The sequence below is a fragment of the Exiguobacterium sp. U13-1 genome, from assembly GCF_001750115.1.
GTDB classification, from domain to species: Bacteria; Bacillota; Bacilli; order Exiguobacteriales; family Exiguobacteriaceae; genus Exiguobacterium_A; species Exiguobacterium_A acetylicum.
Window position 1 is genome coordinate 2,090,422 of the sequence record NZ_CP015731.1, and the last position, 21,934, is coordinate 2,112,355.

Sequence of the window (21,934 nt, forward strand, 5' to 3'; positions counted from 1 at the left end):
CGACTGTATCATAAAGATAACACCTCTTTCAGTGCTTGACTAGTCTTTTTAATACATTCGTGCTAAAAAAGATGATATACTTGAGACATGCCAAAACAAGTCAATCACGAAGAACGCAAACGCCTCATCGCCGAAGCGACGTGGCGCACGATTTCTCAAGTCGGTATTGAACAAGCCAGTGTCCGGACGATCGCCAAGGAAGCGGGACTCTCACTGGGTGCCTTGCGATATTACTTCACGACCCAGGACGAGTTGCTCCGCTTCTCGATGGACCTCGTCCAAGAACGGGTCCAAGCACGCATCACAACCATTTTCGAGAAAGGAGGAACCCCGGAAGAAACGTTATGTGACGTCTTACTTGAGGTCTTACCTTATGCACCCGAGCATCAGCTCGAGATGCAGGTCTGGTTTCAATTCATGATGTCCGCGTATTCATCGCAAGCGACGGAAAATCCGGACGATATCTACCATATGGTTCAAGTACTGTTGACACAGATTCCGGACGGTACACTCCGCGCGGGCTTAGACATTGCGCTTGAGAGTGAACGGCTCGCAGCACTCGTTGACGGGTTAGCCTTTCATGCTCTGTTTCGACCGGAACGATTACCAAAAGAACGCCTGCGTCATGTCCTCGTCCATCACTTGAACGCCCTCTTCGTCCGTCCTTTAGCGATCGACGACAAATAACCCGCTGTTCCCTTTGCGCGCGAGGGAAACAGCGGGTTTTTCATCGTCTTGCTTCTACGAGAATCAACGATAAGGAGCGAATCAAGAAGAAGGTCAAAAACGCTGCCCAGACGCCCTGATTTCCAAAAGTCGGTGTCAACAGGAGGACGACCGCAAAACCAATTCCTGCTTGAATCATTGAGTTCCGGACCGGTGTTGCTTCAACCCGCCCGGCAAAGATGCCTTCGTAGATCATCGCCCAACCGGCAAGGAGCGGTAGGATGATGATCCAGAAGTAATAATCGTGCGCCGCATTTAGGATTGCCTCTTCTGAAGTGAACAACTGAAGGAGCGGTGTCTCAAGGAAGAGGAGCACCAGTGACCAGAAGACGACCGAGTAGAATCCAAACGTCCGTGCCAAACGGACACTCGTCCGGTATCCTGCCTGATCTTGATGCCCTCTCGCCCGACCGACGAGAACGGTTGACGCATGACCGAGTCCACCGAACCAGTAAGAAATCAGATACTGGATTTGTAGCAGGATCGCGTTGGCTGCGAGGATATCCGGTCCGAATTTTCCACCAGCACGTGTGAACCAGCCGGTGACGAGTAGCAGGAAAATCGTGCGAATGAATAAATCCCGATTGACTTGAAAGAATTGACGGTACGCTTGCCATGCTGTCAAGGCACGCCATTCATCACGCGTCATCGACAAATGACTCCGGATCAGATAAAGACTACAGACGACGATGCTGATCTCTGCGATGACAGTCGCAACCGCAATTCCAGCAACACCGGCATCCAATCCGTAGACGAATCCGATATCGAGAACGACATTGACTCCTGTACTGAACAATTGTACGAACAAGGCGTGCTTGACCTGACCGGTACCAATCAACCAGCCGAGTAACGCATAGCCCATCAACACGAACGGTGCGCCGATCATCCGGTATGAGATATACGTTTTGACCGCATCAAGCAAGTCAACGGGTGGTGCAAGTAAGTACAGTCCGATTTGCTCGAGCGGCTGTCGAAACAACAGGATGAGCAGACCGATACAAGCTGCTAGAAACAGCGGTCGGTAAAGTGACGTCCGTAAGGCGTGCACGTCATTCGCCCCGCTTGCTTGGGCACTGAATCCTGTCGTACTCACTTTTAAGAAACCAAACAACCAGTAAATCGTATTGAAGAAGACGGCTCCGACGGCGATGCCGCCGATCGCCCGCGGATCACCGGATTGACCGATGACGATGGTATCGGTCACACCAAGCAAGGGTGTCGCAATACTTGAGAGAATCAGCGGATAAGCGAGTAACCAGTACGTTTTGTGGGTCGGTTGTGCGTTCACCATGTTCCGGCCTCGACGAATCGTTGAGTATACGCGCCACCTGATTCCAATCGATCAATCAAATCAACAGCGCGACCGTCACGTAAGACGAGTATTTCCGAACAGAGGCGCCGGATGAAATCAATATCGTGCGAGATCAATACAAGACTGACACCGAGTGTCTGCTGCAAGCGTTCCAGTAGCTCGATGATCTGCGCCCGAGAGACGACATCAAGTCCGGTCGTCGGCTCATCCATCACGATAATGTCGGGTTCGATCGAAATCGCGCGGGCGATCGCGGCACGTTGAATTTGTCCCCCACTCAATTGATGGGGCACTCGATCGAATAACTGCTCCTCGACCCCGACAGCAAGTGCGAGGGCTGTAATGAGATTTTCTTCTGACGTCGCTGGGAAATGCCGCAAGATCGGACGATGCCGACGAAACGGTTCAAGAATCGATTCCCGCACCGTCCATTCTGGATTAAAGGAAGCGAGAGGATGTTGAAAGACGGCTTGAATAGCTCGTCGCTCGTTTCGGTGCCCACTCGGAAATGCCTTTTCATGTAAGGAAATCAAACCATGCGTGGGTTTGAGCAGACCGAGAATCAATCGTCCGATTGTCGTCTTGCCACCCCCACTCTCCCCGATGATGCCAATTGACGCCTTTTTCGTCACGTGAAATGAGATATTCGACAAGATAGACTGACTCTTTATCTGATAAGTAAGATCTGTTACGGATAAGACTGGTGACATGAACTCTTCCTTTCTTCCAGTGATGTACGATGCGCTTGCATCAAGCTCATCGTGAACGGATGACGACTTTGCTCGATCATCTGTGGTGTTCCCGTCTCGACGATTCGTCCATCCTGCATTAAGACGAGTTGCTCTCCATAATGTAAGGCAGGTCCTAATTCGTGGGTGACGAACAAAATCGTTGCCCCGTACTGGTGTTGGTATTCGGTCAACCAGTCGAGTAAACGACGTGTCAACACAGGATCGAGCGCCGTCGTTAGTTCATCCGCTAAAATCAATCGTGGTTTTAAGGTGACGGCAAACAGGATCGCGAACCGTTGCAATTGCCCACCGCTCAACTCTCCTGGATATCGGTCCAACCAGGTCGGGTCCAACTCAAGCGTTCGCAAGACGTCATCGATGTAAGGATGATCCATCTTTCGTCCATGTGCTCGATATGTATCCCTTAACATCTGACGCATCGTCAAAAACGGAAGAAACGCATCGGTATACTGCTGTGGTATGTAACCAATATCGAGACCACGCCGAAGAGGTTCGTCCGAGATGACTTCTCCGCTCGACGACATCCCGTCCGGCAATCGATCCAGTAATCGTTTAAGCAAGAGCGTCTTACCGCTCCCGCTCGCTCCGACGAGACAGATGAATCGATGAGCTGGTAACGATAGATTCATGTCATGCAGAAGGACGTGCTTCGCCCGAACGTGTAAGTTCCGAATCTGAATCATTTACTTGTCCTCCTTTTTTCTTCATCCACCGTGTCCATCCCATCGTCATAACGACGGTCAAGACGATGCACGCACCTGGCAAAAGCATGAGCCGGGGTGCGGAACTGAAATAGGGACGTCCTTCATTCAACATCGCTCCCCACTCTGGCAGTGGTGCTTGGACACCAAGTCCAATATAAGAGAACGCTGATAAGAATAAGATGACTTTGCCGACATCCAAACTCATTAAGACGACGACTTGCCGGATGATAGGCGGAAGGATGTGGCGTCGTAAGATCATCCTGTCTGTTAACCCATTGATGCGTGCCATGCTGACGTATGGCTTTTGCATCGTCTCGGTCACGAGTGTTTCACTTAATCGCGCGTAGGAAATCCATTTAATGAGCAGAATCGCAAAGATTAAACTTCGAGGACTGGCACCCAATAGTCCGGCGATGACGAGTGCTAGAACAGTGTCCGGGAAAATCACGAGACCATCTTCTAATCGATGAATCACCCGCTTGAGACGTCCATCATAAAAACCGGCTAGACAGCCAAGGCAGGTACCGACGCATGCCGTGAGCAACACCGTAAGCAGGCTGAAACCTAAGGATATCAAACCAGCTAAAAAAAGACGAGCTGTGAAATCTCGTCCTAAACCGTCTGTTCCGAGCCAATGTTCGAATGAAGCAGGCTCAAGTCTCTTTGCTACGTTTGTATCAAATGGATTAACATATACGGTATATGAAATAAATAGTAGGAGACATCCTCCGAAAATGAGCCATGTTTTTTTCATGTGTGTATTCCCTTCTGCCAATCTGGTCGTAACGCCCGGTTTAACGACCGGATACCTTGATGCAAGACAAGAATGATGCCTGTCGTCAGCAAGATGTACCCTTGAATCAGTGGGTAATCACGTTGCAAAATCGCATCGACCATTAACTTTCCGACACCTGGATACGCGAACAGGACTTCGAGGACGACGACACCTCCGGCAAGACTGCCGAGCGTCAGACCGAAAACGGACAGAACCGGCGGCAAACTGCCGCGTAACGCATAACGCCAAAGGATCGTCCGCTCGGATATGCCACGCATCCGTGCCAACTCGATGTACGGTTGGCTCAGTTCACGGCGTAGATTCAGTCGAATCAATGGAATATAGACGCTCGCAAGTGGAAAGCCGAGTGATAGAGCCGGGAGGACGAGTGACGTCATCCCCTCCCTTCCCATTACAGGTAACCATCCGAGACGGACGGCAAACAGGTCGACGAGCAACAGACCGATCCAAAAACCAGGCACGGCCGCTCCACTCATGCTGACAAGGTGCGCAAGACGAACGATACTTCGGCGCGTCGTCAAGGCGCTACCGATTCCAAGGGGTAAGGCGATCAATAAGGCGATCGTAAGACCACCAAGTGCCAGCTCCGCCGTCACAAGATAACTCTCTAACAACATCTCGATGACCGGTCGCCCCGTTTGCAACGAGTTTCCGAGACGCAAGGTGAGTATGTCTTGCAGCCAACGAATGTATTGAACGAGCAACGGCTGATCGTATCCTAATTCACGGCGCGCGGCCTCGATTTGTTCGGGCGTCGCTGATAATTCATCGATATTCAATAACGTCAAGACCGGATCACCCGGCAGTAACCGCAGCAAGACAAAACAACTGAACGTGATGAGTAAAGTGAATAGACTCAGCGACAGCAGTCGTTTGACGATGGAACGCATCAATCGTTCACCTGCAGCGTATTCGTGATCATATAGTACTCACTTTTTTCTGTTTTCCATCCTTTAACGCGTTTGCCGTCGTAGGCAACGAGAGTCGATGGATGGAGGAGAAAACTATTATAGCGGCGTTCATCAACGTAACGGGCAATCTCTTCAGCCAGAATCGATCGATCCTCGACCTTTAACGTCCGGTTCAACGTCTCGATCTGTTTCGTCAACTTCGGATCCGCGACACGACTGAAGTTCAGTCCCCCGTTCGGATGATAGGTCGCGTTTAAATAATAACCAGCATCCCCACGCGGAGCTGTCAGATTGCTGTACGTCGCGATATCCCAGTCCCGGTTACTCGCCATGTATTCTTCTGGGACATCGATCTGTTTAATCGTGATTGTCACACCAATCTTTTTCGCGTCATCTTGAATGACTTGGGCAATCAACGGCAGGTCTGGTCGAGCCGCATACGTCAATAAAGTCAGTTTTAAAGGACGACCGTCCTTTTGCATCCGTCCGTTTTGTTTTGTATAACCGGCTTGTTTGAGCCATTCCTCAGGCGTCTTCTGCACTTGTTGCGGGTAGTCCGGAGCAAATGGGAATGACGAGAGGAATGGACCACGCGCTGGCACCGCATATCCTTGGAGGACGTGATCGACGAGTTGCTTTCGATTGATCAAAGCATCCATTGCCTGTCGGACTTCAAGAGATTGCATCGGACCGTTCGCGACATTCATCGTCAATTGATGGACACGGAACGTATCCGTCGCTTGGACTGTCAACCCTTCAGACTTCAATTGCTTGACACTCTCGATTTCCGGACGATAGACGATGTCTGCCTGTCCGGCACGCAAAGCGTTCGTCCGTGCGCCAGCGTCTTCGTTGAAGACAAAATCAACGGAATCAAGTTTCGCTTGTTCTTGCCAATAGGATGTAAAACGTTTTAACTCGACTTTTGTTCCCGGAGCGAACCGCTCGACTTGGAACGGGCCAGTTCCCATCGGTTCCTTCGTCACCCCGCTCGCCTTCGTGTCGATGATTGCTGTGTTTGGATTGACGAGTTCCGAGATGAACTCCGGATACGTCGTCTTCGTTTGGATGAGCACATCTGGTCCATCCGTTTTGATCGTCTCGATGTTCAAAGCATTTTTGACACCTGGATTTTCGTCGATCGAGCGTTCGAGAGACGATTTGACGGCCGCAGCATCAAGTCGTTTCCCGTTATGGAACGTCACGTCTTTCTGTAAGACGATCCGCCACGTTCGCTTTCCTTCATAGGACCATTTCTTCGCAAGCCACGGTTCGACTGTCAATCGTTCGTCATCAAGACGGACGAGCGTCTCCGTTACCCCCGCGCGAAGCGGAACATAACTGCTGTCCCGATGCGGATCGAGTGATTGTGTCGCGAAGTTATAGACGAACGTCAAATGGTTTTGCTCTTGTGGCGTATCAGAGGAGGCACAACCGGCAAGTGTCAATCCGAGGAAGACACTACCGATGAGGCTCGCTGTTTTATATGTAGACATTGTTCTCCACCTTTAATTCGGAATAATTACGTTTTACATCATATCGTAATGATTCCGATTTAACAAGCGTCTTTTCTATTTCTCTATATTGATGAAGTCATCAAAAAAATACCGAATCGTCATCGAGCAACCTGCTCGTACGATCCGGTATAGGTGGATGCGTTATAAGACATCGACGAATTGTTTTGCCTGACGCTCGAGTTGTTTCGCTGAATCAGCCAATTGATCGAACTCACTGACCGTATGTTCGAGTTGCCCCGTACTGTCCTTGACCTTAGACGAAATCCGCTCGATGCTGTGCGAAACGTCTTCAATCCGTTCAACGATCCCTTCAATGTTGTTCTTGATTTCTCCGATTGAATGCGACACTTTGTTCGACAGGTTTCGGACTTCGGTCGCGACGACATCGAACCCGCGACCATGTTCACCAGCACGTGCCGCCTCGATTGCCGCATTCAAGGCGAGCAGATTCGTCTGCGCGGCAATATCACGGATCGTCTTGACGATGTCGGTGATCGAGTTCGCATCTTTTCGTAAGGCAACAAGGCTCGACAAGTTCTCGACGGACTCCGCTTCGACTTGTTGAACGGTCGCCAGCACGTTCAGCCCATCCTGACGACCACTCTCCGATTTGACCGTCAAGAACGCGGACGTCTCGTTGAGTTCAGCTGCCATTCGTAAGACGTCCTGTTGGCGAATCGTAATGTCCGATGCAATTTTTGAGACACCGACGACCCGGCGTCCGTCATCCGAGTAGATCGGCATATACGTCGCTTCGAGCCATTTTTGTTGCCCATCGGCAGCCCGGCGTTCAATCTTGTCCTGATAGGTGATGCCTTGCATCAACTTGCGCCAAAACAACTCGTAATCCGGACTATTGACGTACGCTGGAAAACAAAGATCACGGTGGTATTTACCGATTAGCTCTTCCACTTCATACCCCATCGTCCGGGCAAACAACTCGTTGACATATGCAACTTTCCGTCGATCGTCAAAGCGGATGATTGCTAGATTTTGTTCGATTGCTCGAATGACTTGTGTGTCGGTGACGTGTGCTGCCTGTTCCTGCATCGACATGCCGATTCCTCCCTGGATTCAAACTCAAGGTCATAATGCGCCTATTGTCATATTATCCCTTATATCGACAAGTTCCTGCCATTTTAAACTGTAATCCAGTAAATAAGATATGAATTTTAATACGCGCTCCATCCGCCGTCCGCAACGACGATTGCCCCGTTAATGAAACTCGCCTCGTCAGACACGAGGAACAATGCCAATTTCGCGATCTCATCCGGCTGACCGGTGCGTGGATTCAGACCCATACCAAGCATTGCTCGTCCCATCCCGAATTCATTCAGATTCGTCATCGATTGCCCAATGTTCGTCTCGACGGCTCCGGGTGCGATCCCGTTACACCGAATCCCCTCTCCAGCATAAAAGAAGGCAGTATTTTTCGTCAGACCGATGACGGCATGTTTGGAAGCCGTATAGGCTGCACCTGCTCGAGCACCGTTCAGACCACCGATCGAGATGTTATTCAAAATGACGCCACCTTTTACTTTCTTGAAATGCTTGACTGCCTCACGCATCAGACGCATCGTTCCTGTCGTATTGACGGCGAAGACGTGATCCCAGCGCTCATCCGAGATGTCTTCCACTCCCTCCATTCCGTCCATGATACCGGCATTGTTAACGAGAACGTCCAATTTTCCATACGCATCGATTATTTGTTTGATTAGTTCTCTTGCCGCGCTAGGATTAGCGATATCACTTACAACAGCTATCGCTTCTCCACCTGCTGCCTTGATGTCAGAAACAACCCGTTCGACGGTTTCCAACCGAATGTCCGCTGCGACGATTCGCGCACCTTCTTGTGCAAACAATTTGGCCATTGCTTCCCCCATTCCTGAGCCGGCACCAGTGACGATGATCGTTTTTCCTGTTAGTCGCATCGTGCATCATCCTTTCGTCTTTCGTGATTTTAAACTATTCCCGTTCTCATCATCAAATACATCAAACGTCGTGTCGATTCCATGAAAAAAGACCCGACGAGTTTGTCGGATCTTTTGACTTGCTTATTGCAATTCGCGGTTCTTTTCTTCTTGTTCATTGTTTGATTTATTTTTTGCTTCAAATTCAGCACGTGTCATGACGTCCTCGACGTGCATATTGACTTCGACGACTTCAAGACCTGTCATGTCGCTGATTGATTTTTTGATTTTAGCGACCGTCTCTTGGAAGATCGACGGAATGTTTTTACCGTATTCAACGATGACTTTTAAATCGAGTGCGACTTGGCGTTCGCCGACTTCAGCGCCGATTCCTTTTGTAATGTCTTCCGTGCTCCGGAGACGATCCGTCAATCCACTCATGAATCCACCACTCATTGACAAGATACCTGTCACTTCGTTTGACGCAATCCCAGCGATTTTTTTGATGACTTGATCTTCGAACGTCAATTTATTTTCGCGTACCACTTCGTTTTGAGTTGTTGTGTTTACTTCGTTTGCCATTTGAAATCTCTCCTTTTGAATGTTTAGTAAGTTATATATGAATCAGTCCCGTTGAAAGAACTGAATCCACCCTTCAATATCGAGCGCACCATCGCGCCATTTTCCAATCAAGAATCCGATCGCCGCGAAGGCTACGATAAGGATTGTCGGACCGAAGCCGATCGTCAAGAATAAGACGGCGAGGATCAGACCGGCAAGTCCTCCGATCAGTCGAAACCGATACGGATAGAGTGCTTCTCTTGTCTTCATGTTCCCTCTCCTCCTTTAGACGACACGTTCCGATGTTTTCGTTTTCGTGTCACTGATCGTGACTTTCGTACTCGTTACCGGCAACTCAAGTAAGGATTCGACGGATTGTTTAGCACGTTCTTGAATATCCTTCGCAATCGTTGGTAATCCTTCTTGTCCGAAGACCGAGCAGTCGACTTTCAAGGCGACCGTCTCTTTTTTCGAATGGATATCGGCATGGACACGCGGTGTCCGTACGCCACCAATCCCACGAATCGACTCTAACGCCGTCCGTTCGATCGTTTCCTTCGAAATCGTGATCGTTCCATCACCCGTTTGGATCAACAGACGTTGACCTTTCGAGCGGCTGAATAATCCAGTGAATAATAGAATGACGAATACGAATGCTAAAAATCCTCCAATGGATAGAACGGTATAGCTATACCATTGCTGATCCTGCCACTGCTCAATCAATGAACTGAGGCGTGGAACATCATACACACCGAGCACAAGCAGCCCGACACTGACGAGTCCGAGTATGCCTATGATGACGAGTAAGAATCGATTGAACCCATTCATCTGCACCTCTCCTTTACGATTGTTAATTTCTTTCACCTAGGTGATTCAACACATGAACTATTATGTGTATGATGTGTTTATTCCCGTTCATTCGAACCCGAAACATTTAAATACACTTCTATTAAAATGTTTATTTATTCTGATTATTCAGACTAAAAACCGTTAATCAAGTGGATTATTTACTGTATTTCATGAAAAAAGACCTCTTTCAACTAAATAAGAGGTCAGCGATCCATTTATTTATCATTAAACATATATCCTGTCAATATGTTTTTATCTTACCTTTCATTCACCTCAATCGGAAAGGCGAAATCGCCATCACCTTCTTTCCAATCGGCTGTAATCTGATAGACATACTTTCCGGGAGTCGAGGGGACAGTAATCTGCCCGGTCTTCTTATATGATTTAATTTTTTTATTATCTTCGACCGACCATAAGACGATCGTGACAGACTTCGAAGCTGGTCCCTCTTTAAAACGAATCGTCAATTGATCTTCAGGATTTGCTGGCGTACTCGGATCACCTTTTACTAAATCGACGGCCTCCGACTTCGCATCGGCTGTTTCTCCGCGAAACATCCCTGACCAACTATAAGTACCTGTATACACCTTCACCTCACGATCTTCGATGGTCGCGTTAGGTTCTGGTGGTTGATGCCGAAATGGATCGAGCGACAAAAACCATCCGATTGCAATCACTATCAATCCGATAAATAAATAACGTTTCATAGGCAAACCTCCTACAACATGTTTTTAAAACAACAAAAGCGGAAATACCTCTCAAGGAGTACAATATTCAGAAGGAGGAGTTCAGATGATTCAAGATAAAGTCGTCATCATCACAGGAGCATCAAGCGGGATTGGTGAAGCAACGGCAAAGGAACTCGCAAAACAAGGTGCAAAACTTGTTCTTGCCGCACGCCGGGAAGATCGTTTGCAAGAGCTCGTCAAAGCCGTTGAAGCAGAAGGTGGTCAAGCCGTTTATCAAGTGACGGATGTCACTGATCGCGAGCAAGTCGATGCACTCGCTAAACTTGCGAAAGACAAGTTCGGTTCTGTTGATGTCATTATCAACAATGCTGGATTGATGCCACTATCACACCTCCATAAGAATCAGCAAGACGAATGGAACACGATGGTCGACGTCAACATCAAGGGTGTCCTTCACGGGATTGGCGCAGTCTTGCCGTATATGCGTGAGCAAAAAAGCGGACACGTCATCAATATCTCGTCCGTCGCAGGTCATGAAGTCATGCCGTCAAGCGCCGTCTATAGCGGTACGAAATTCGCCGTTCGTGCGATCACGGAAGGTCTCCGCAAGGAAGAATCGGTCTACAATCATATCCGCGCAACAATCATCTCACCGGGAGCGGTCGATACAGAACTGAAGGACCATATCTCGGATGAAGAGATCAAACAAGGAATCGGTGACTTAAAAGCCATCGATGCGAGTGCGATTGCGCGTGCCATCGCTTATGCCGTTAACGAGCCAGAGGATGTCGCGATTAACGAGATTTTGATCCGTCCAACCGCTCAACGTTAATTGAATCTAGATTTGTAGACAGGACCCCTTGTTAGCCGTTTGGCTAATGAGGGGTCCTGTTGTGTTTAGAGTAGTTGTTCCGCGATGAGCTGGTACGACTGCAATCGTTTTTCTTGATCAAAGGCATTATTGATCAGTAAAAATTGATCCGTTTGATATCGGGTTGCTAATGCCTCAAGTTCTCGCACAACGACGTCTTGTGTCCCAATAATTGCTCGCCGGCGATCTTTGCGAATCCGCTCCGTTTGCACATCATTCCAGACCTTTGCTTCTGTCGTCGTAAACGACGGAACGATTGAATTCCCGAGTCGGACGCCTTGAATCCAGGCATCTTGTGTCCGAGCGAGACGCTCTGCTTCTTCTTGTGTCGGGGCACAGATGACGAAGACACAGACGATGACGTTCTTCCCGCCTGCTTCGCGATATGTCGAAAGCGTCTCTTCCCAACGATCCGGATTAATGAAGTGACCAAACACGAGACCACGGTCTTGTTCGGCTGCAATCCGCGCACTACGTGGCGACAGACCTAGGATCGAGATTGGCGACGGTTGTCGGTCACGCGGTGTCGTCTTGACGATCCGGTACGGGTGTCGATTCGATAGACTGTCTGTCAAGAAGCCCGCCGTTTCATTGACAAGTCGACTAAACTCAGCCGCTCGGTTTTCTTCTCCATCCGTCAAGGCAAGTCGTGTCCGCTCACTTCCACCTGGCGAGTTGCCGATCCCAAGTTCAATCCGTCCCGGATAAAACGCATCAAGTGTCGCAAAACTCTCGGCGACTTTCAGCGGATGATATTGCGGTAACAGTATCCCTCCTGATCCAAGCTTGATTGTCTTGGTCTGCGCACCCATTCGGGCGATGAACAGTTCCGGTGCCGCACTGAGCAACCCGTTCGTATTATGATGTTCTGCGAACCAGTACCGTTCATAACCGAGTCGCTCGGCTTCTGAGACGAGTCGTTCCGTCGCTTCCATCGTCGCTTCGACCGTATCGCCTTCATGTAACGGTACTTGATCGAGTATTCCAAGTCGCATCACACATTCCTCCTCTACCCTATTAGTGTAAAGGGTGATGGAAAGGAGTTCAAAAACGAGGCTCAGACACGAACGAGACGATCTTCGATGATGACGCCATCTCGCATCTCAATCGTCCGGTTCGCTCGTTCCGCAAGTGCCGGATCGTGGGTGACGAACAAGACGCCGCAGCCCTTCTCTTCGTTCAACGACCGTAAGAGATTGAAGATGATTTCCCCCGTATCCGTATCGAGGTTCCCTGTCGGCTCATCGGCAAGTAACCATTTCGGTTCATGGACAAGTGCGCGGGCAACAGCAACCCGTTGTTGTTGTCCACCAGAGAGTTGCGACGGCAAACTGCCCGTTTTATCGGCGAGACCCACTTGCGCGAGTAACTGCTCAGCGCGTTCTTTTTTATCGTATGGTACTTTTCGACCGAACAGTGGTGCCATGACATTCTCAAGCGCCGTCAGCGTCGGAATCAAATGAAACTGCTGGAAGATGAAGCCGATGTTTTCGAACCGGAAGTCGGATAATTCTTTGCTGTTTAATTTGTTGATCGGTTTCCCGTCATAGTGCAACTCTCCGCTCGTCGGACGATCGAGCGTTCCGATTAGACTGAGTAACGTCGACTTTCCAGAACCAGATGGTCCGATAATCGAGATAAAATCACCCGCTTCGAGTGTCACGTCGATATCTTGTAACGCATGTGTCTCGACACCGTCTCCTGAAAATGATTTCCCCATCTGTTTACATTGAAATGTGCCTTCCATATGTAACCCTCCATTTATTCGTGATAACGTACTATTCAAGAATTTATTGGGAATTCCTTCAAAATGAAAGGAAATAAAAAACAGTATTCTTGAGGAACAAGAATACTGTCAAGAAACACGTGGTTGAATGGAAACGAAATTTTTGCGATAGATGATCTCGTACGGTAAAACGAACAACAGACAGGCAAGAGCCGTGAACTGAATCATGCTGCCGATCGGTGGTAAGGGAGATAGCGAAGCTTCGTGCCACGCTTCATATAGACCGATGAATAGAAACAAGACGACGGCACTCGTCGTCACGTAAATGAGTAGACGAAGAGTTAACGGATAGTGGCGAACAATCCATAACATCGGTAAACCAAAGATAAAATAGGATAACGTCATCGCAAACGTTCCGAACTGATAGACGATTTCAAAATCGATCGTCGTCAAGAACGAATACGCCGTGAACGCTAAGAACGAAAGAATCGTCACGACAGCCGCATAACTGATCCAGCGCATACGGTTGGCTCCTCTCCTAAATGTCATTCCTGTGCGCGCGATCGCGACAGAAACCGGATATGTACAATTAGTGTAGGCAGTCCGATTTCATTTGTCAATTGTCTTCAGATTGACTTATTCAGTCTCTGTACGATTGCATTGGAAGCGAATTCATTGAATAATGGAAAAAAGGAACTAGGAAAGTGAGGTTTTACCGATGGAGGAACCATTAACGATGTTTCGTGACCGCTTTGAAGCTACTTCTGACCTGCACGATGGTCCTTCGTATGACGAGGTCGAATCACGTCTGACGTCATCGAAACGAGCAGCACTTGCTTGGATGGAAGAGACGGGCGGCAAGCCGAACGTCTTAAAAATGGAAGGAAGATTCGTCATCATCGACACTGCCAAAGAAAGTCCCTCAGGTCGCCGAAGTGTCTGTTTGGATGAGTCCGCTCGACTCGGTCGAAAGAAAAATACGCCGGCAGCAAGTGTCGAGTCGATGATTGAGAAGCTAGAGGTGCACCTCTTAACACCAGAGCAGTATCAAGAATTGCAGACGCAGTTTTCGTTTGACGAAAAAACCTCCAGTTGGCTTGCGACACCGGACGCAATTCGTCATAAAGGCGGCGCCTTGTTCGGAGACCGTCGTTATGAGACAACGTTCATCTATCACAACGGGGCGGATTCCTATTATGCAAGCCGAGGATTTCGTGTCTTCATTGAGCTAGACTAATCAAAAAACACGCTACGATTGGAGTAGCGTGTTTTTTGTAAATTATAGGGAATAAAACCCAATTATGATATGATGGTCGATGAGTAGAGGAGGTGGACGTCATATTTGTATTGGGATTGATTGTAGGTGGTCTTCTAATGTTGATCAGTTTCCGGTTATTCCGCCAGCAACAGCCGGATACGATCGCATTGTGTAAAGATATCTTCTACGTGTTCGAAGTGCAGCCGGAATATCGGTTTCGTTATATCAGTCCTTCCCTCGATGACCATATGGGGAAAGGCGTGGCAGCAGCCAGCTACATGGATCCAGACGAGTGTTTCGCACGCATTCATCCGGAAGACGTCGAAGTCTTGATGTCGAAGATTTCGGGCGATTGTGACTACGAGCAGCCGTTTCGGCAACGCTGGCGGACGAATGACGAAACGTATGTCTGGTTCGAAGAATATGCGACGCCGATTCGCGAAAATGGACAGATCGTTGCCATTCAAGGTGTGATCCGCAACATTGACGAGCAGTTGAAATCACAACAGGCATTGCTCGATCAATACCGGATTGATTCCTTAACGCGGCTCGGTAATCGACACGCCTTCAACGAGGCTGTCCGCAAGCTCGATCAAGAGAAGACGTATGGGTTGATTCTGCTTGACTTGAATGAACTAAAAGAGCTCAACGACCGGTTCGGTCATGCGGTCGGTGATGCCTTGCTTGAACAAACAGGACTCTGCATCCGCCGCTTGACAGATCATGGCTACCGAATCGGTGGTGATGAATTCGTCTTGATCGACAGTAGTCCATCGATTGAGACGTTTGAAGCGTTCGTCGAACACGTCCGCTCGACGTTCGCGACGCACGAGATTGAACTTGCAATCGGCGCTGTTCATACGACAACAGGACGCCGTGTCGACGACGTCCTGCATGAGGCAGATGAGCAGATGTATCAAGAGAAGGTGAACGAACGCTTAAGTCGTCAGCATCGATTGGTGCGCCTGAAGCAGTAAGGCGTTGAAGCGTTCCGGTTGATCGAGATTCGCTGTATGCCCGGCTCCCTCGACCGGTAAGACGATGACGTTCGGCACGTGTGCCGCAACGAACGCGGTTGCGTCGACTTCGTAGTCCTCATTCGTCCCGTTTAGGATGACGACTGGAAGCGTGATCGACTGCAACATCGTTTCCGTCATTGTTGGGAAACGGAACGTCATCAAATCGAAGACTGCTCGTGCCGTCGTTTTCCAAGTCGGACCATGCAGTTTTTCGAACTGAAGCGCAATATCCGGTGCATGCTGGTCGATGTTAAGAAAATAGTCCCGTTGCTCGTGCATCAACGGTTCCATCGCTTCCGGAATGAACGGTGAATAACCCGTCACGATAACACCTTCGAGTTCGTCAGGTGGCTCGAGTGCCAATTGCATCGCAAGCGTCGCCCCAAGCGACAAGCCGAGAATCCACCCTGGACCTTCCTGTGCCATCCGTGAACGGATGGCACGTGTTGCTTGTGATAAGTAATCCTCCGTTGCTGGCTCCGTCGTCATTCCGTGACCAGGCAGATCAATCGGAATAAATGTAAACTCATCCGCTAAAGCAGATAGCTGTGGTGCAAAGTGTGTCGTTGCCGTTCCCATTAATCCATGTAATACGTACATGCGTGTCATACAGTAAACTCCTTCGGTTGATGTAGTGTCAATATGGCTTCTGCAATGACGTCCGGACGATCATGATGCATCATGTGCGACGTTCCCGGAACGAACGTCACGTTCGCCTGATAAGATAGATTCGCCTGTCGTCGAATCAATTCCTGCCATTTTTCTTCCATCCGTTCCAGTTCATCTTTCGGAAAACCAGCAGCCATCATCGTCTCGATCGACTGCGCTTTGTCCCGTCCAAGAACCGTTAACGGGACACCGAGATCGCGCATGAGTGGTTGAAGATCTTTCGCATCAGCTTTCCACTGTGTGATGATCGCATGCATCGACCGGTAATATGCTGGGTTCCAATCCGTACGGTCATCCCCGTCCGGGAAACGGTCACGTAAATCAGTTGCTTTTGATAGTTCTTCGAACCGGTCGATCCAGACTGCGTCATCCCCTTCTTGATCGAGTGTCGGTGTATCGAGCTGATCGAGTTCTGCTAAGTCAACGGATGTCGCATCCACGAGGACGAGTCCAGCTACACGTTCCGGATATTGTAAGGCGAAAGCTTGCGCGACGAGTCCACCGTAAGAATGTCCGACGAGCGTGACCGGAGTCGTAATATTCGTCGCGTTCAGGAACTGTTCGATTTGCCGTAAGATGCCGGTCGTCCCGTTCATATAATCTTCCGACCACTCATGCGGATGGAAGCTGACGACCCGGTAGTCCGGCGTTAGTTTCGTCAAAATGTCTGACCAGTCCTGGTATGTCCCACCGAGGGATGGCAATAGTAACAACGGTCGACCTGTCGAACCGTCATCATAATACGTCACTTGTTTTCCCAGTACTTGAATACATCGTTCCATTATAATCACTCCTCTATACTTTGAAAGATGGTGTTTACCTTGATTCGTGCTTTATTGTTTGATTTAGACGAGACGTTACATGACCGGTCCGGTTCTCTCCCACATTTCCTTCGGGATCAGCATCAACGTTTTCGTGAAGTGTCGCATGTTCCGATCACCGACTACATCGCGACGTTCTTATTGCTTGATCAAGGCGGGCGGGTCTGGAAGGACGTCGTCTATGCCGAAATGATTACTCACTTCCAGTTGTCGCTTTCTGTTGAAATACTGCTACAGGACTACGTGACGCGTTACCCGATCTTCGCAAGGAGCTTTCCGGGAGTCGACGACTTTTTTGCGCAATTATCGTCCGAGCTACCCATCGGTTTACTGTCGAACGGTCGGACGACGTTCCAACGTGCCGTCTGTGACGCGATCGGACTGTCTCCCTCCTTTACACAGATCGGGATCTCGGAACAAGAAGGCGTCCGTAAACCGAATCCGGCATTTTTCTTGCGCCTAACGGACCGTTTAGGTGTTCGCCCGGACGAAGTCCTTTATGTCGGCGACCATTACGACCACGACATCTTACCGGCACGCGCCTTCGGCATGCAGGCGATATGGAAGCGCACAGGCGATGTTCCGTTGACCGATACGCAATTTTCGGACTGGCGCCAGTTACCTGCTCCACTCCAAGACCTGATACGAAAGGAGAACCAGCCATGACTGAAAAGATCCGTCGTTTCCAACTTGACGATTTTGAGCAGATTCATCGATTGAACGCATTAGAAGGGTGGCAGGATCTCGTCGCTGATCAAGAGCGGACGCGCAACGCCTGGAGGAATTCGAATGCGGCTTTTGTCCTTGAATCTGACGGAAAAATCCTTGCTTATATCCGCGCTTTGACGGACGGTTCGGTGACGACGTTCGTCTGTGAGCTCCTCGTCAGTCGCGACGCACGCAAGCGTGGCTACGGACGAAAGTTACTCAATCATCTGAAGCACACTTATCCGACACGAATTGATTTACTGGCAACTCGTCAATCTGCTTCTTTTTATGAAGAGCAAGGTTTCCGCGTTTTCCATGGGTTCCGTCAATCACGATGAAGACAATGATTTCGAATAACTCGTACTCGTCACGCCGTAGCCCATCGCTTGATAAAAGTGATGGGCTGCTTCGCGTTCCGGTCGATTGCCACTGTTCAGTAAGACGGCAGTTGCGCCTCTCACTTTGGCCCAGTCTTCCGCTGCTTGGATCAAACGGCGTCCAATTCCCTGCCGACGATGTTTCGCGTTGACGACGAACGCCACGATTCGGACATAGGTCGTATCATGCTCGAACGCTTGTGCCTGAAAAAGACCGACGCAACCGAGAAGGATCCTGTCTTCTTCTAGTACAAGCAATCCATAATCCGGGTGACGGGTGATTCGCGAAAATCGTTCGCGTAACTCGTTCTCGCTTGCCGGATAACCGAGTTGCGTCATCAATCCCACCAATTGCGGTAGATCGTCTTCTGTCCAAGACCGGATGTTCATCTTTCTCTTCCTCCTTATCGTGTGGGCGACAGAATCATCACCCGTTCTCGACCTTCTTCCTCACCGACGACTAACACGTGCTCAGATACCGGATCATTCTTGACTTGATAGACGGTAAACGCATCGAGGTTCGACGCAAAATCAGATGTGTCCTGTTCTAGTTGCGTATCGGTCAAGACATCATCCGTGACACCAAGTCGTTTCCCTTTCAGCTGTTGCCAGTCTAAATTCGTCATCTCTTTTGCTACTTTGTAAAAGTGTTCATCATAATACATGCCGACCCTCATCGATTGCGACGATTGTTCGGGAACGGTCTCATGCAAGGAACTAAAGCCGATGATCGTTAGACCGGCAGCAAGGCAAACAGCTTGTAACGAGCGCCGGCGCCGTTTTGCTTTACGGATGCCCTGAATTGTCCGTTGCCTGACAGATGACGGTACGTCGATCAAGATTTTTGGATCGTGATTCATAGACTCATCCCCTTCTGTCGTCGTACTTTCTCGAGTGCGCGGTACAACGTGCTTTTGATCGTACTCAGTGGCACATTGAAGGTTTGCGCAATCTCTTGCAGTGACAAATCTTCTTCATACCGGAAGTAGACGATCGAGCGCTCGGTCGGCTCGAGGACTTCTAGTAAATCGTCCAGGTACAATCGATCAACAAGACGCTCTTCAAACGACGTCGTTTGACTGGATTCGATCGCGAGCGGCTGAAACGACGCTCGATGTTGCTGGAAAGCGCAATTCATCGTGATGCGCGTCAACCATGTCTTAAAATACGCAGCATCCCGTAGACTCTTTCGCGCGCGCCATGCCCGGTACGCGACCTCTTGCACGTTCTCAAGCGCTGCCGCCTCCTCTTTCAGATAAATGAAGGAAATACGGTACACATAGTCTTCTTCTGCGAATAAAGCTGCTTCAAAAGCAGCGTCCGATAATGCTGGACCTGACTTTCGAAACACATCGGCATCCTCCTTTTTTGCAATCACTTCCCTATTAGATACGCGACACATTTAAAAAGTTTCATTTTTTTCAAATTTTTCTTATAATTCCCTTTTCTTGAATGAATGAATTCGATAGGATGGGACACAGAGAGATAAAAAAGGAGGATGTACGGAGAATGAAACTCTATATCGCTTCTCGCTTTGACCACACGTTGACCGTTCGCTGGCTCCGCGATGAACTCCGCTTGCGTGGTCACGACTTAACATATGACTGGACGATGAATGATCGGGCAGAGGATCCTCAAGCACTTCGTCAAATCGGTCTTGCGGAGTTCGAAGCCGTGCAGCAAGCAGATGTCTTTGTCCTCGTGTTGCCGGCAGGAAAAAGTAGCCATGTCGAACTTGGAATTGCGCTCGCGACGAATCGCCCCGTCTACTTATGTATGCCAGACGCGACCTACTTCACTGGACCGTTAGCGAGTACGTTTTATCATATTGGCCAAACGACTCCCTGCTTCGGAACGAAGGAAGACTGGCTCGCGCAGATTCTTGCCGATCGCTTACCGGAAGAACAACTGACGTCATGAGGACCGTCCTGTTGACGATCGGTCCGACTCATGCCGGGAAAACGACGTTCGCCCGACAGCTTGCTCAGCGGCTACCAACAAGCCTTGTCATTGATCAGGATCTCCAGGCGCGTTTTTTGCTCGATCATTAACCGGAACTTGTTCCGACAGAAGGACCGAATCACGTCAAACATGACTTGACGGGATGGTTGATTAAACAAGCAGTCGCTTCTTCCCTCGAAACGATCATCTTATGTAATGCCAACGCCTTGCGCACCGGACGTCAGCAACTGTTAGATCAATTTCCCCGTTCGACGTTCCGCTCGATCCTCGCCTGGTTCGATTTACCTGAAACTACCCTTACAGATCGACTAACCCATTCGACACGTGATGGACGGGAGATTCGTAGCAATGCGTCGTACCACGACATCTATCAACGACAACGGATTGAGCCGCCAGCTCCCCATGAGGCCGACCAAATCGTTCATCTTCGTTCGACGGAAGACGTCGAAGCATTCCTCGAACACATCACGAATCACTCGTTTGATTCTTTTTTTGGTGGTGTGTCGACACCATGATGTTGACGTAACGCACGGTTGAAGTTCGCAATCAAGGCACTGATCATGCCGATCCCAAGTAAGACATATCCCATCGAGAAAATCTTACCGAGCGGTGTCACGGGGTGTAGATCACCGTACCCGACCGTCGTCAACGTCATGACCGACAAATAGAGCGCATCGAGATACCCAAGTGACTCGACGCCATGATAAAAGAACATCCCGATCGCAAGTAAAAAGACGACGGACCCCATGACGGCTTGCTGTTCCTGTTGCTTAAAGAGGATTCGTAGCACGTGGTACATATTCTTAAATACGATGAAAAACGCCAGCATGAGAATCGACCTTCTTTCGGCTTTTTGATAGTCGATTCCCGTCTCGTGGCAAAGACAATCCGCTTCTTTTAAACGGATTCATAATGACGAGCCAATAGGTAAGCAATCACAAATGAAACAAAGAAAGTAGGAACGATGATGTCTGAAGAACAACGATTGACTGGCGGAAATGTCTCCGCTGTCTATAAAAAAGGAAACTATGTCTATCGCTCACAAAAAGAGAACAGCAAAAACGTCCAACGATTATTGCGCCACTTGGAAGTTAAACAGTTATCTGGTGTTCCCCGCTTTATCGGCATCGACGAACAAGGGCGAGAAATATTAACCTATCTTCCTGGGGAAACGGCAGATTATCCGCTAAAGGCATACATGTGGCAAGACGACGTGCTAGACGATGTCGCGCGTCTGATGCGCAAGTACCATGACGCGACGGTCGACTTTGACGTCTCACCGGACTGGGCACCGTTGCTCAATACCCCGAGTCCACACGAAGTCATGTGTCACAACGATTTTGCCGTTTACAATACAATTTTTGAGGATCAAAAACTGAGTGGCGTGATTGACTTTGATCTCGCGGCACCCGGTCCGCGTGCGTGGGATATCGTCTATGCGCTCTATACGTTCGTTCCGCTCAGCAGCAGACGGCAAGCACCTGACGGATTCGTTCTTGATTATTCACCAGAGCAAGATGACGCAAGCTTCTCCGAGCGGGTGAGTCGATTCCTTGATGCGTATGGTTATGAAGGACCGCGTTCCGAACTGCGATCCCTATTATTGTTGCGTGTCGAAGCCCTGTATCTGTTGATTGATCAAAGAGCTGCGGACGGCGATGCTGCCTTCATCAAGATGAAAGCAGACGGTCACGATACACATTATCGAGCGGAATACCGTTTCATCGCCGAACATGGGCAGAAGTGGTTCACCGATAAATCCTCGATAAAATAACGTTCAATGTCCATGTTCATCA

31 protein-coding genes are annotated in these 21,934 nt (G+C 49.3%); 10 read left to right on the forward strand and 21 right to left on the reverse strand.

Features of this window, described 5'->3' with window-relative positions; translation table 11 throughout:
• Nucleotides 1-87 precede the first annotated feature (87 nt).
• Nucleotides 88-687, forward strand: coding sequence for a TetR/AcrR family transcriptional regulator (locus ESP131_RS10860; RefSeq protein ID WP_029341750.1), 600 nt, complete (start codon nt 88-90; stop codon nt 685-687).
• Nucleotides 688-727: 40 nt separating this feature from the next.
• Here the strand turns inward: ESP131_RS10860 and ESP131_RS10865 are convergent, their stop codons facing one another.
• The 12 genes from ESP131_RS10865 to ESP131_RS10920 all read right to left on the reverse strand — a co-directional run bounded on the left by ESP131_RS10865 (nt 728) and on the right by ESP131_RS10920 (nt 10,745).
• Nucleotides 728-2,017, reverse strand: a complete 1,290-nt coding sequence (locus ESP131_RS10865; protein WP_069940715.1) for an MATE family efflux transporter — start codon at nt 2,015-2,017, stop codon at nt 728-730.
• Nucleotides 2,011-2,691 carry an ABC transporter ATP-binding protein gene (locus ESP131_RS10870; protein WP_197499322.1) on the reverse strand — a complete coding sequence of 227 codons (681 nt, stop codon included), beginning with the start codon at nt 2,689-2,691 and terminating at the stop codon, nt 2,011-2,013. Before ESP131_RS10870 ends, ESP131_RS10865 begins: the two co-directional genes overlap by 7 nt.
• 35 nt (nt 2,692-2,726) lie before the next feature.
• Nucleotides 2,727-3,473: an ATP-binding cassette domain-containing protein gene (locus ESP131_RS10875; protein ID WP_029341753.1), complete on the reverse strand. Its 747-nt coding sequence runs from the start codon at nt 3,471-3,473 to the stop codon at nt 2,727-2,729.
• Nucleotides 3,421-4,248 carry an ABC transporter permease gene (locus tag ESP131_RS10880; RefSeq protein ID WP_069940717.1) on the reverse strand — a complete coding sequence of 276 codons (828 nt, stop codon included), beginning with the start codon at nt 4,246-4,248 and terminating at the stop codon, nt 3,421-3,423. The genes ESP131_RS10875 and ESP131_RS10880 overlap by 53 nt, the downstream gene beginning before the upstream one ends.
• A complete protein-coding gene (locus ESP131_RS10885) occupies nt 4,245-5,180 on the reverse strand; it encodes an ABC transporter permease (protein WP_069940718.1) in 936 nt (311 codons plus the stop codon). Before ESP131_RS10885 ends, ESP131_RS10880 begins: the two co-directional genes overlap by 4 nt.
• Nucleotides 5,180-6,697 (reverse strand): nickel ABC transporter substrate-binding protein, encoded by a 1,518-nt coding sequence (gene nikA, locus ESP131_RS10890; protein ID WP_069940719.1) that lies wholly within the window; start codon nt 6,695-6,697, stop codon nt 5,180-5,182. The genes ESP131_RS10885 and nikA overlap by 1 nt, the downstream gene beginning before the upstream one ends.
• 162 nt (nt 6,698-6,859) lie before the next feature.
• Nucleotides 6,860-7,774 (reverse strand): methyl-accepting chemotaxis protein, encoded by a 915-nt coding sequence (locus ESP131_RS10895; RefSeq protein ID WP_023468367.1) that lies wholly within the window; start codon nt 7,772-7,774, stop codon nt 6,860-6,862.
• A gap of 116 nt (nt 7,775-7,890) precedes the next feature.
• Nucleotides 7,891-8,649 carry an SDR family oxidoreductase gene (locus ESP131_RS10900; RefSeq protein ID WP_069940720.1) on the reverse strand — a complete coding sequence of 253 codons (759 nt, stop codon included), beginning with the start codon at nt 8,647-8,649 and terminating at the stop codon, nt 7,891-7,893.
• Nucleotides 8,650-8,772: 123 nt separating this feature from the next.
• Nucleotides 8,773-9,210 carry an Asp23/Gls24 family envelope stress response protein gene (locus ESP131_RS10905; RefSeq protein WP_047391392.1) on the reverse strand — a complete coding sequence of 146 codons (438 nt, stop codon included), beginning with the start codon at nt 9,208-9,210 and terminating at the stop codon, nt 8,773-8,775.
• 42 nt (nt 9,211-9,252) lie between these two features.
• Nucleotides 9,253-9,459 (reverse strand): DUF2273 domain-containing protein, encoded by a 207-nt coding sequence (locus ESP131_RS10910; protein WP_029341760.1) that lies wholly within the window; start codon nt 9,457-9,459, stop codon nt 9,253-9,255.
• A gap of 15 nt (nt 9,460-9,474) precedes the next feature.
• Nucleotides 9,475-10,017 carry an alkaline shock response membrane anchor protein AmaP gene (gene amaP / locus ESP131_RS10915; protein WP_047391391.1) on the reverse strand — a complete coding sequence of 181 codons (543 nt, stop codon included), beginning with the start codon at nt 10,015-10,017 and terminating at the stop codon, nt 9,475-9,477.
• Between the two features lie 278 nt (nt 10,018-10,295).
• Entirely contained in the window at nt 10,296-10,745 is a 450-nt protein-coding gene (locus ESP131_RS10920) for a hypothetical protein (protein WP_069940721.1), read from the reverse strand.
• A gap of 85 nt (nt 10,746-10,830) precedes the next feature.
• Between ESP131_RS10920 and ESP131_RS10925 the strand changes: the two genes are divergently transcribed.
• A complete protein-coding gene (locus ESP131_RS10925; RefSeq protein ID WP_069940722.1) occupies nt 10,831-11,559 on the forward strand; it encodes an SDR family oxidoreductase in 729 nt (242 codons plus the stop codon).
• Between the two features lie 65 nt (nt 11,560-11,624).
• Here ESP131_RS10925 and ESP131_RS10930 read toward each other — a convergent pair whose 3' ends face one another.
• The 3 genes from ESP131_RS10930 to ESP131_RS10940 all read right to left on the reverse strand — a co-directional run bounded on the left by ESP131_RS10930 (nt 11,625) and on the right by ESP131_RS10940 (nt 13,846).
• Nucleotides 11,625-12,593 carry an LLM class flavin-dependent oxidoreductase gene (locus tag ESP131_RS10930; protein WP_047391382.1) on the reverse strand — a complete coding sequence of 323 codons (969 nt, stop codon included), beginning with the start codon at nt 12,591-12,593 and terminating at the stop codon, nt 11,625-11,627.
• Between the two features lie 62 nt (nt 12,594-12,655).
• Nucleotides 12,656-13,345 (reverse strand): ABC transporter ATP-binding protein, encoded by a 690-nt coding sequence (locus ESP131_RS10935; protein ID WP_029341764.1) that lies wholly within the window; start codon nt 13,343-13,345, stop codon nt 12,656-12,658.
• A 108-nt stretch (nt 13,346-13,453) separates the two neighbouring features.
• Nucleotides 13,454-13,846 (reverse strand): hypothetical protein, encoded by a 393-nt coding sequence (locus tag ESP131_RS10940; protein ID WP_029341765.1) that lies wholly within the window; start codon nt 13,844-13,846, stop codon nt 13,454-13,456.
• A 196-nt stretch (nt 13,847-14,042) separates the two neighbouring features.
• Here ESP131_RS10940 and ESP131_RS10945 point away from each other — a divergent pair, with 196 nt between their 5' ends.
• Nucleotides 14,043-14,561, forward strand: a complete 519-nt coding sequence (locus tag ESP131_RS10945) for a DUF4256 domain-containing protein (RefSeq protein WP_029341766.1) — start codon at nt 14,043-14,045, stop codon at nt 14,559-14,561.
• Between the two features lie 137 nt (nt 14,562-14,698).
• Entirely contained in the window at nt 14,699-15,559 is an 861-nt protein-coding gene (locus tag ESP131_RS10950) for a sensor domain-containing diguanylate cyclase (RefSeq protein WP_029341767.1), read from the forward strand.
• Here ESP131_RS10950 and ESP131_RS10955 read toward each other — a convergent pair.
• Together ESP131_RS10955 and ESP131_RS10960 are read right to left on the reverse strand one after the other, a co-directional pair.
• Nucleotides 15,521-16,210 (reverse strand): alpha/beta fold hydrolase, encoded by a 690-nt coding sequence (locus ESP131_RS10955; RefSeq protein WP_069940723.1) that lies wholly within the window; start codon nt 16,208-16,210, stop codon nt 15,521-15,523. The two genes, ESP131_RS10950 and ESP131_RS10955, sit on opposite strands and share 39 nt — an antisense overlap.
• Nucleotides 16,207-17,052, reverse strand: a complete 846-nt coding sequence (locus ESP131_RS10960) for an alpha/beta fold hydrolase (RefSeq protein WP_069940724.1) — start codon at nt 17,050-17,052, stop codon at nt 16,207-16,209. The genes ESP131_RS10955 and ESP131_RS10960 overlap by 4 nt, the downstream gene beginning before the upstream one ends.
• A 39-nt stretch (nt 17,053-17,091) precedes the next feature.
• On the opposite strand from ESP131_RS10960, the gene ESP131_RS10965 reads away from it, so the two are divergent.
• The gene (locus ESP131_RS10965) at nt 17,092-17,757 is read left to right on the forward strand and encodes an HAD family hydrolase (RefSeq protein WP_069940725.1); all 666 of its coding nucleotides are present in this window, start codon (nt 17,092-17,094) and stop codon (nt 17,755-17,757) included.
• Nucleotides 17,754-18,137: a GNAT family N-acetyltransferase gene (locus ESP131_RS10970; RefSeq protein ID WP_047391374.1), complete on the forward strand. Its 384-nt coding sequence runs from the start codon at nt 17,754-17,756 to the stop codon at nt 18,135-18,137. The genes ESP131_RS10965 and ESP131_RS10970 overlap by 4 nt, the downstream gene beginning before the upstream one ends.
• Here the strand turns inward: ESP131_RS10970 and ESP131_RS10975 are convergent.
• Genes ESP131_RS10975 through ESP131_RS10985 form a run of 3 tightly spaced genes read right to left on the reverse strand, consistent with a single transcriptional unit; the run spans nt 18,129 to nt 19,527 of the window.
• A complete protein-coding gene (locus ESP131_RS10975; protein ID WP_047391371.1) occupies nt 18,129-18,566 on the reverse strand; it encodes a GNAT family N-acetyltransferase in 438 nt (145 codons plus the stop codon). The genes ESP131_RS10970 and ESP131_RS10975 overlap by 9 nt on opposite strands.
• Nucleotides 18,567-18,580: 14 nt before the next feature.
• Nucleotides 18,581-19,036: a hypothetical protein gene (locus ESP131_RS10980; protein WP_047391368.1), complete on the reverse strand. Its 456-nt coding sequence runs from the start codon at nt 19,034-19,036 to the stop codon at nt 18,581-18,583.
• On the reverse strand, nt 19,033-19,527 hold the full coding sequence (locus ESP131_RS10985; protein WP_047391364.1) for a sigma-70 family RNA polymerase sigma factor: 495 nt from the start codon (nt 19,525-19,527) through the stop codon (nt 19,033-19,035). Before ESP131_RS10985 ends, ESP131_RS10980 begins: the two co-directional genes overlap by 4 nt.
• A gap of 158 nt (nt 19,528-19,685) precedes the next feature.
• On the opposite strand from ESP131_RS10985, the gene ESP131_RS10990 reads away from it, so the two are divergent.
• Genes ESP131_RS10990 through ESP131_RS10995 form a run of 3 tightly spaced genes read left to right on the forward strand, consistent with a single transcriptional unit; the run spans nt 19,686 to nt 20,653 of the window.
• The gene (locus ESP131_RS10990) at nt 19,686-20,096 is read left to right on the forward strand and encodes a TIR domain-containing protein (RefSeq protein WP_047391361.1); all 411 of its coding nucleotides are present in this window, start codon (nt 19,686-19,688) and stop codon (nt 20,094-20,096) included.
• Nucleotides 20,093-20,227: an ATP-binding protein gene (locus ESP131_RS16675; RefSeq protein WP_156772511.1), complete on the forward strand. Its 135-nt coding sequence runs from the start codon at nt 20,093-20,095 to the stop codon at nt 20,225-20,227. The genes ESP131_RS10990 and ESP131_RS16675 overlap by 4 nt, the downstream gene beginning before the upstream one ends.
• A gap of 45 nt (nt 20,228-20,272) precedes the next feature.
• Nucleotides 20,273-20,653 (forward strand): hypothetical protein, encoded by a 381-nt coding sequence (locus ESP131_RS10995; RefSeq protein WP_069940726.1) that lies wholly within the window; start codon nt 20,273-20,275, stop codon nt 20,651-20,653.
• Here the strand turns inward: ESP131_RS10995 and ESP131_RS11000 are convergent.
• Nucleotides 20,611-20,967, reverse strand: coding sequence for a potassium channel family protein (locus ESP131_RS11000; RefSeq protein ID WP_029341777.1), 357 nt, complete (start codon nt 20,965-20,967; stop codon nt 20,611-20,613). The genes ESP131_RS10995 and ESP131_RS11000 overlap by 43 nt on opposite strands.
• A gap of 138 nt (nt 20,968-21,105) precedes the next feature.
• Here ESP131_RS11000 and ESP131_RS11005 point away from each other — a divergent pair, with 138 nt between their 5' ends.
• Nucleotides 21,106-21,912 carry a phosphotransferase gene (locus ESP131_RS11005; protein WP_047391424.1) on the forward strand — a complete coding sequence of 269 codons (807 nt, stop codon included), beginning with the start codon at nt 21,106-21,108 and terminating at the stop codon, nt 21,910-21,912.
• The last annotated feature ends 22 nt before the right edge of the window (nt 21,913-21,934 follow it).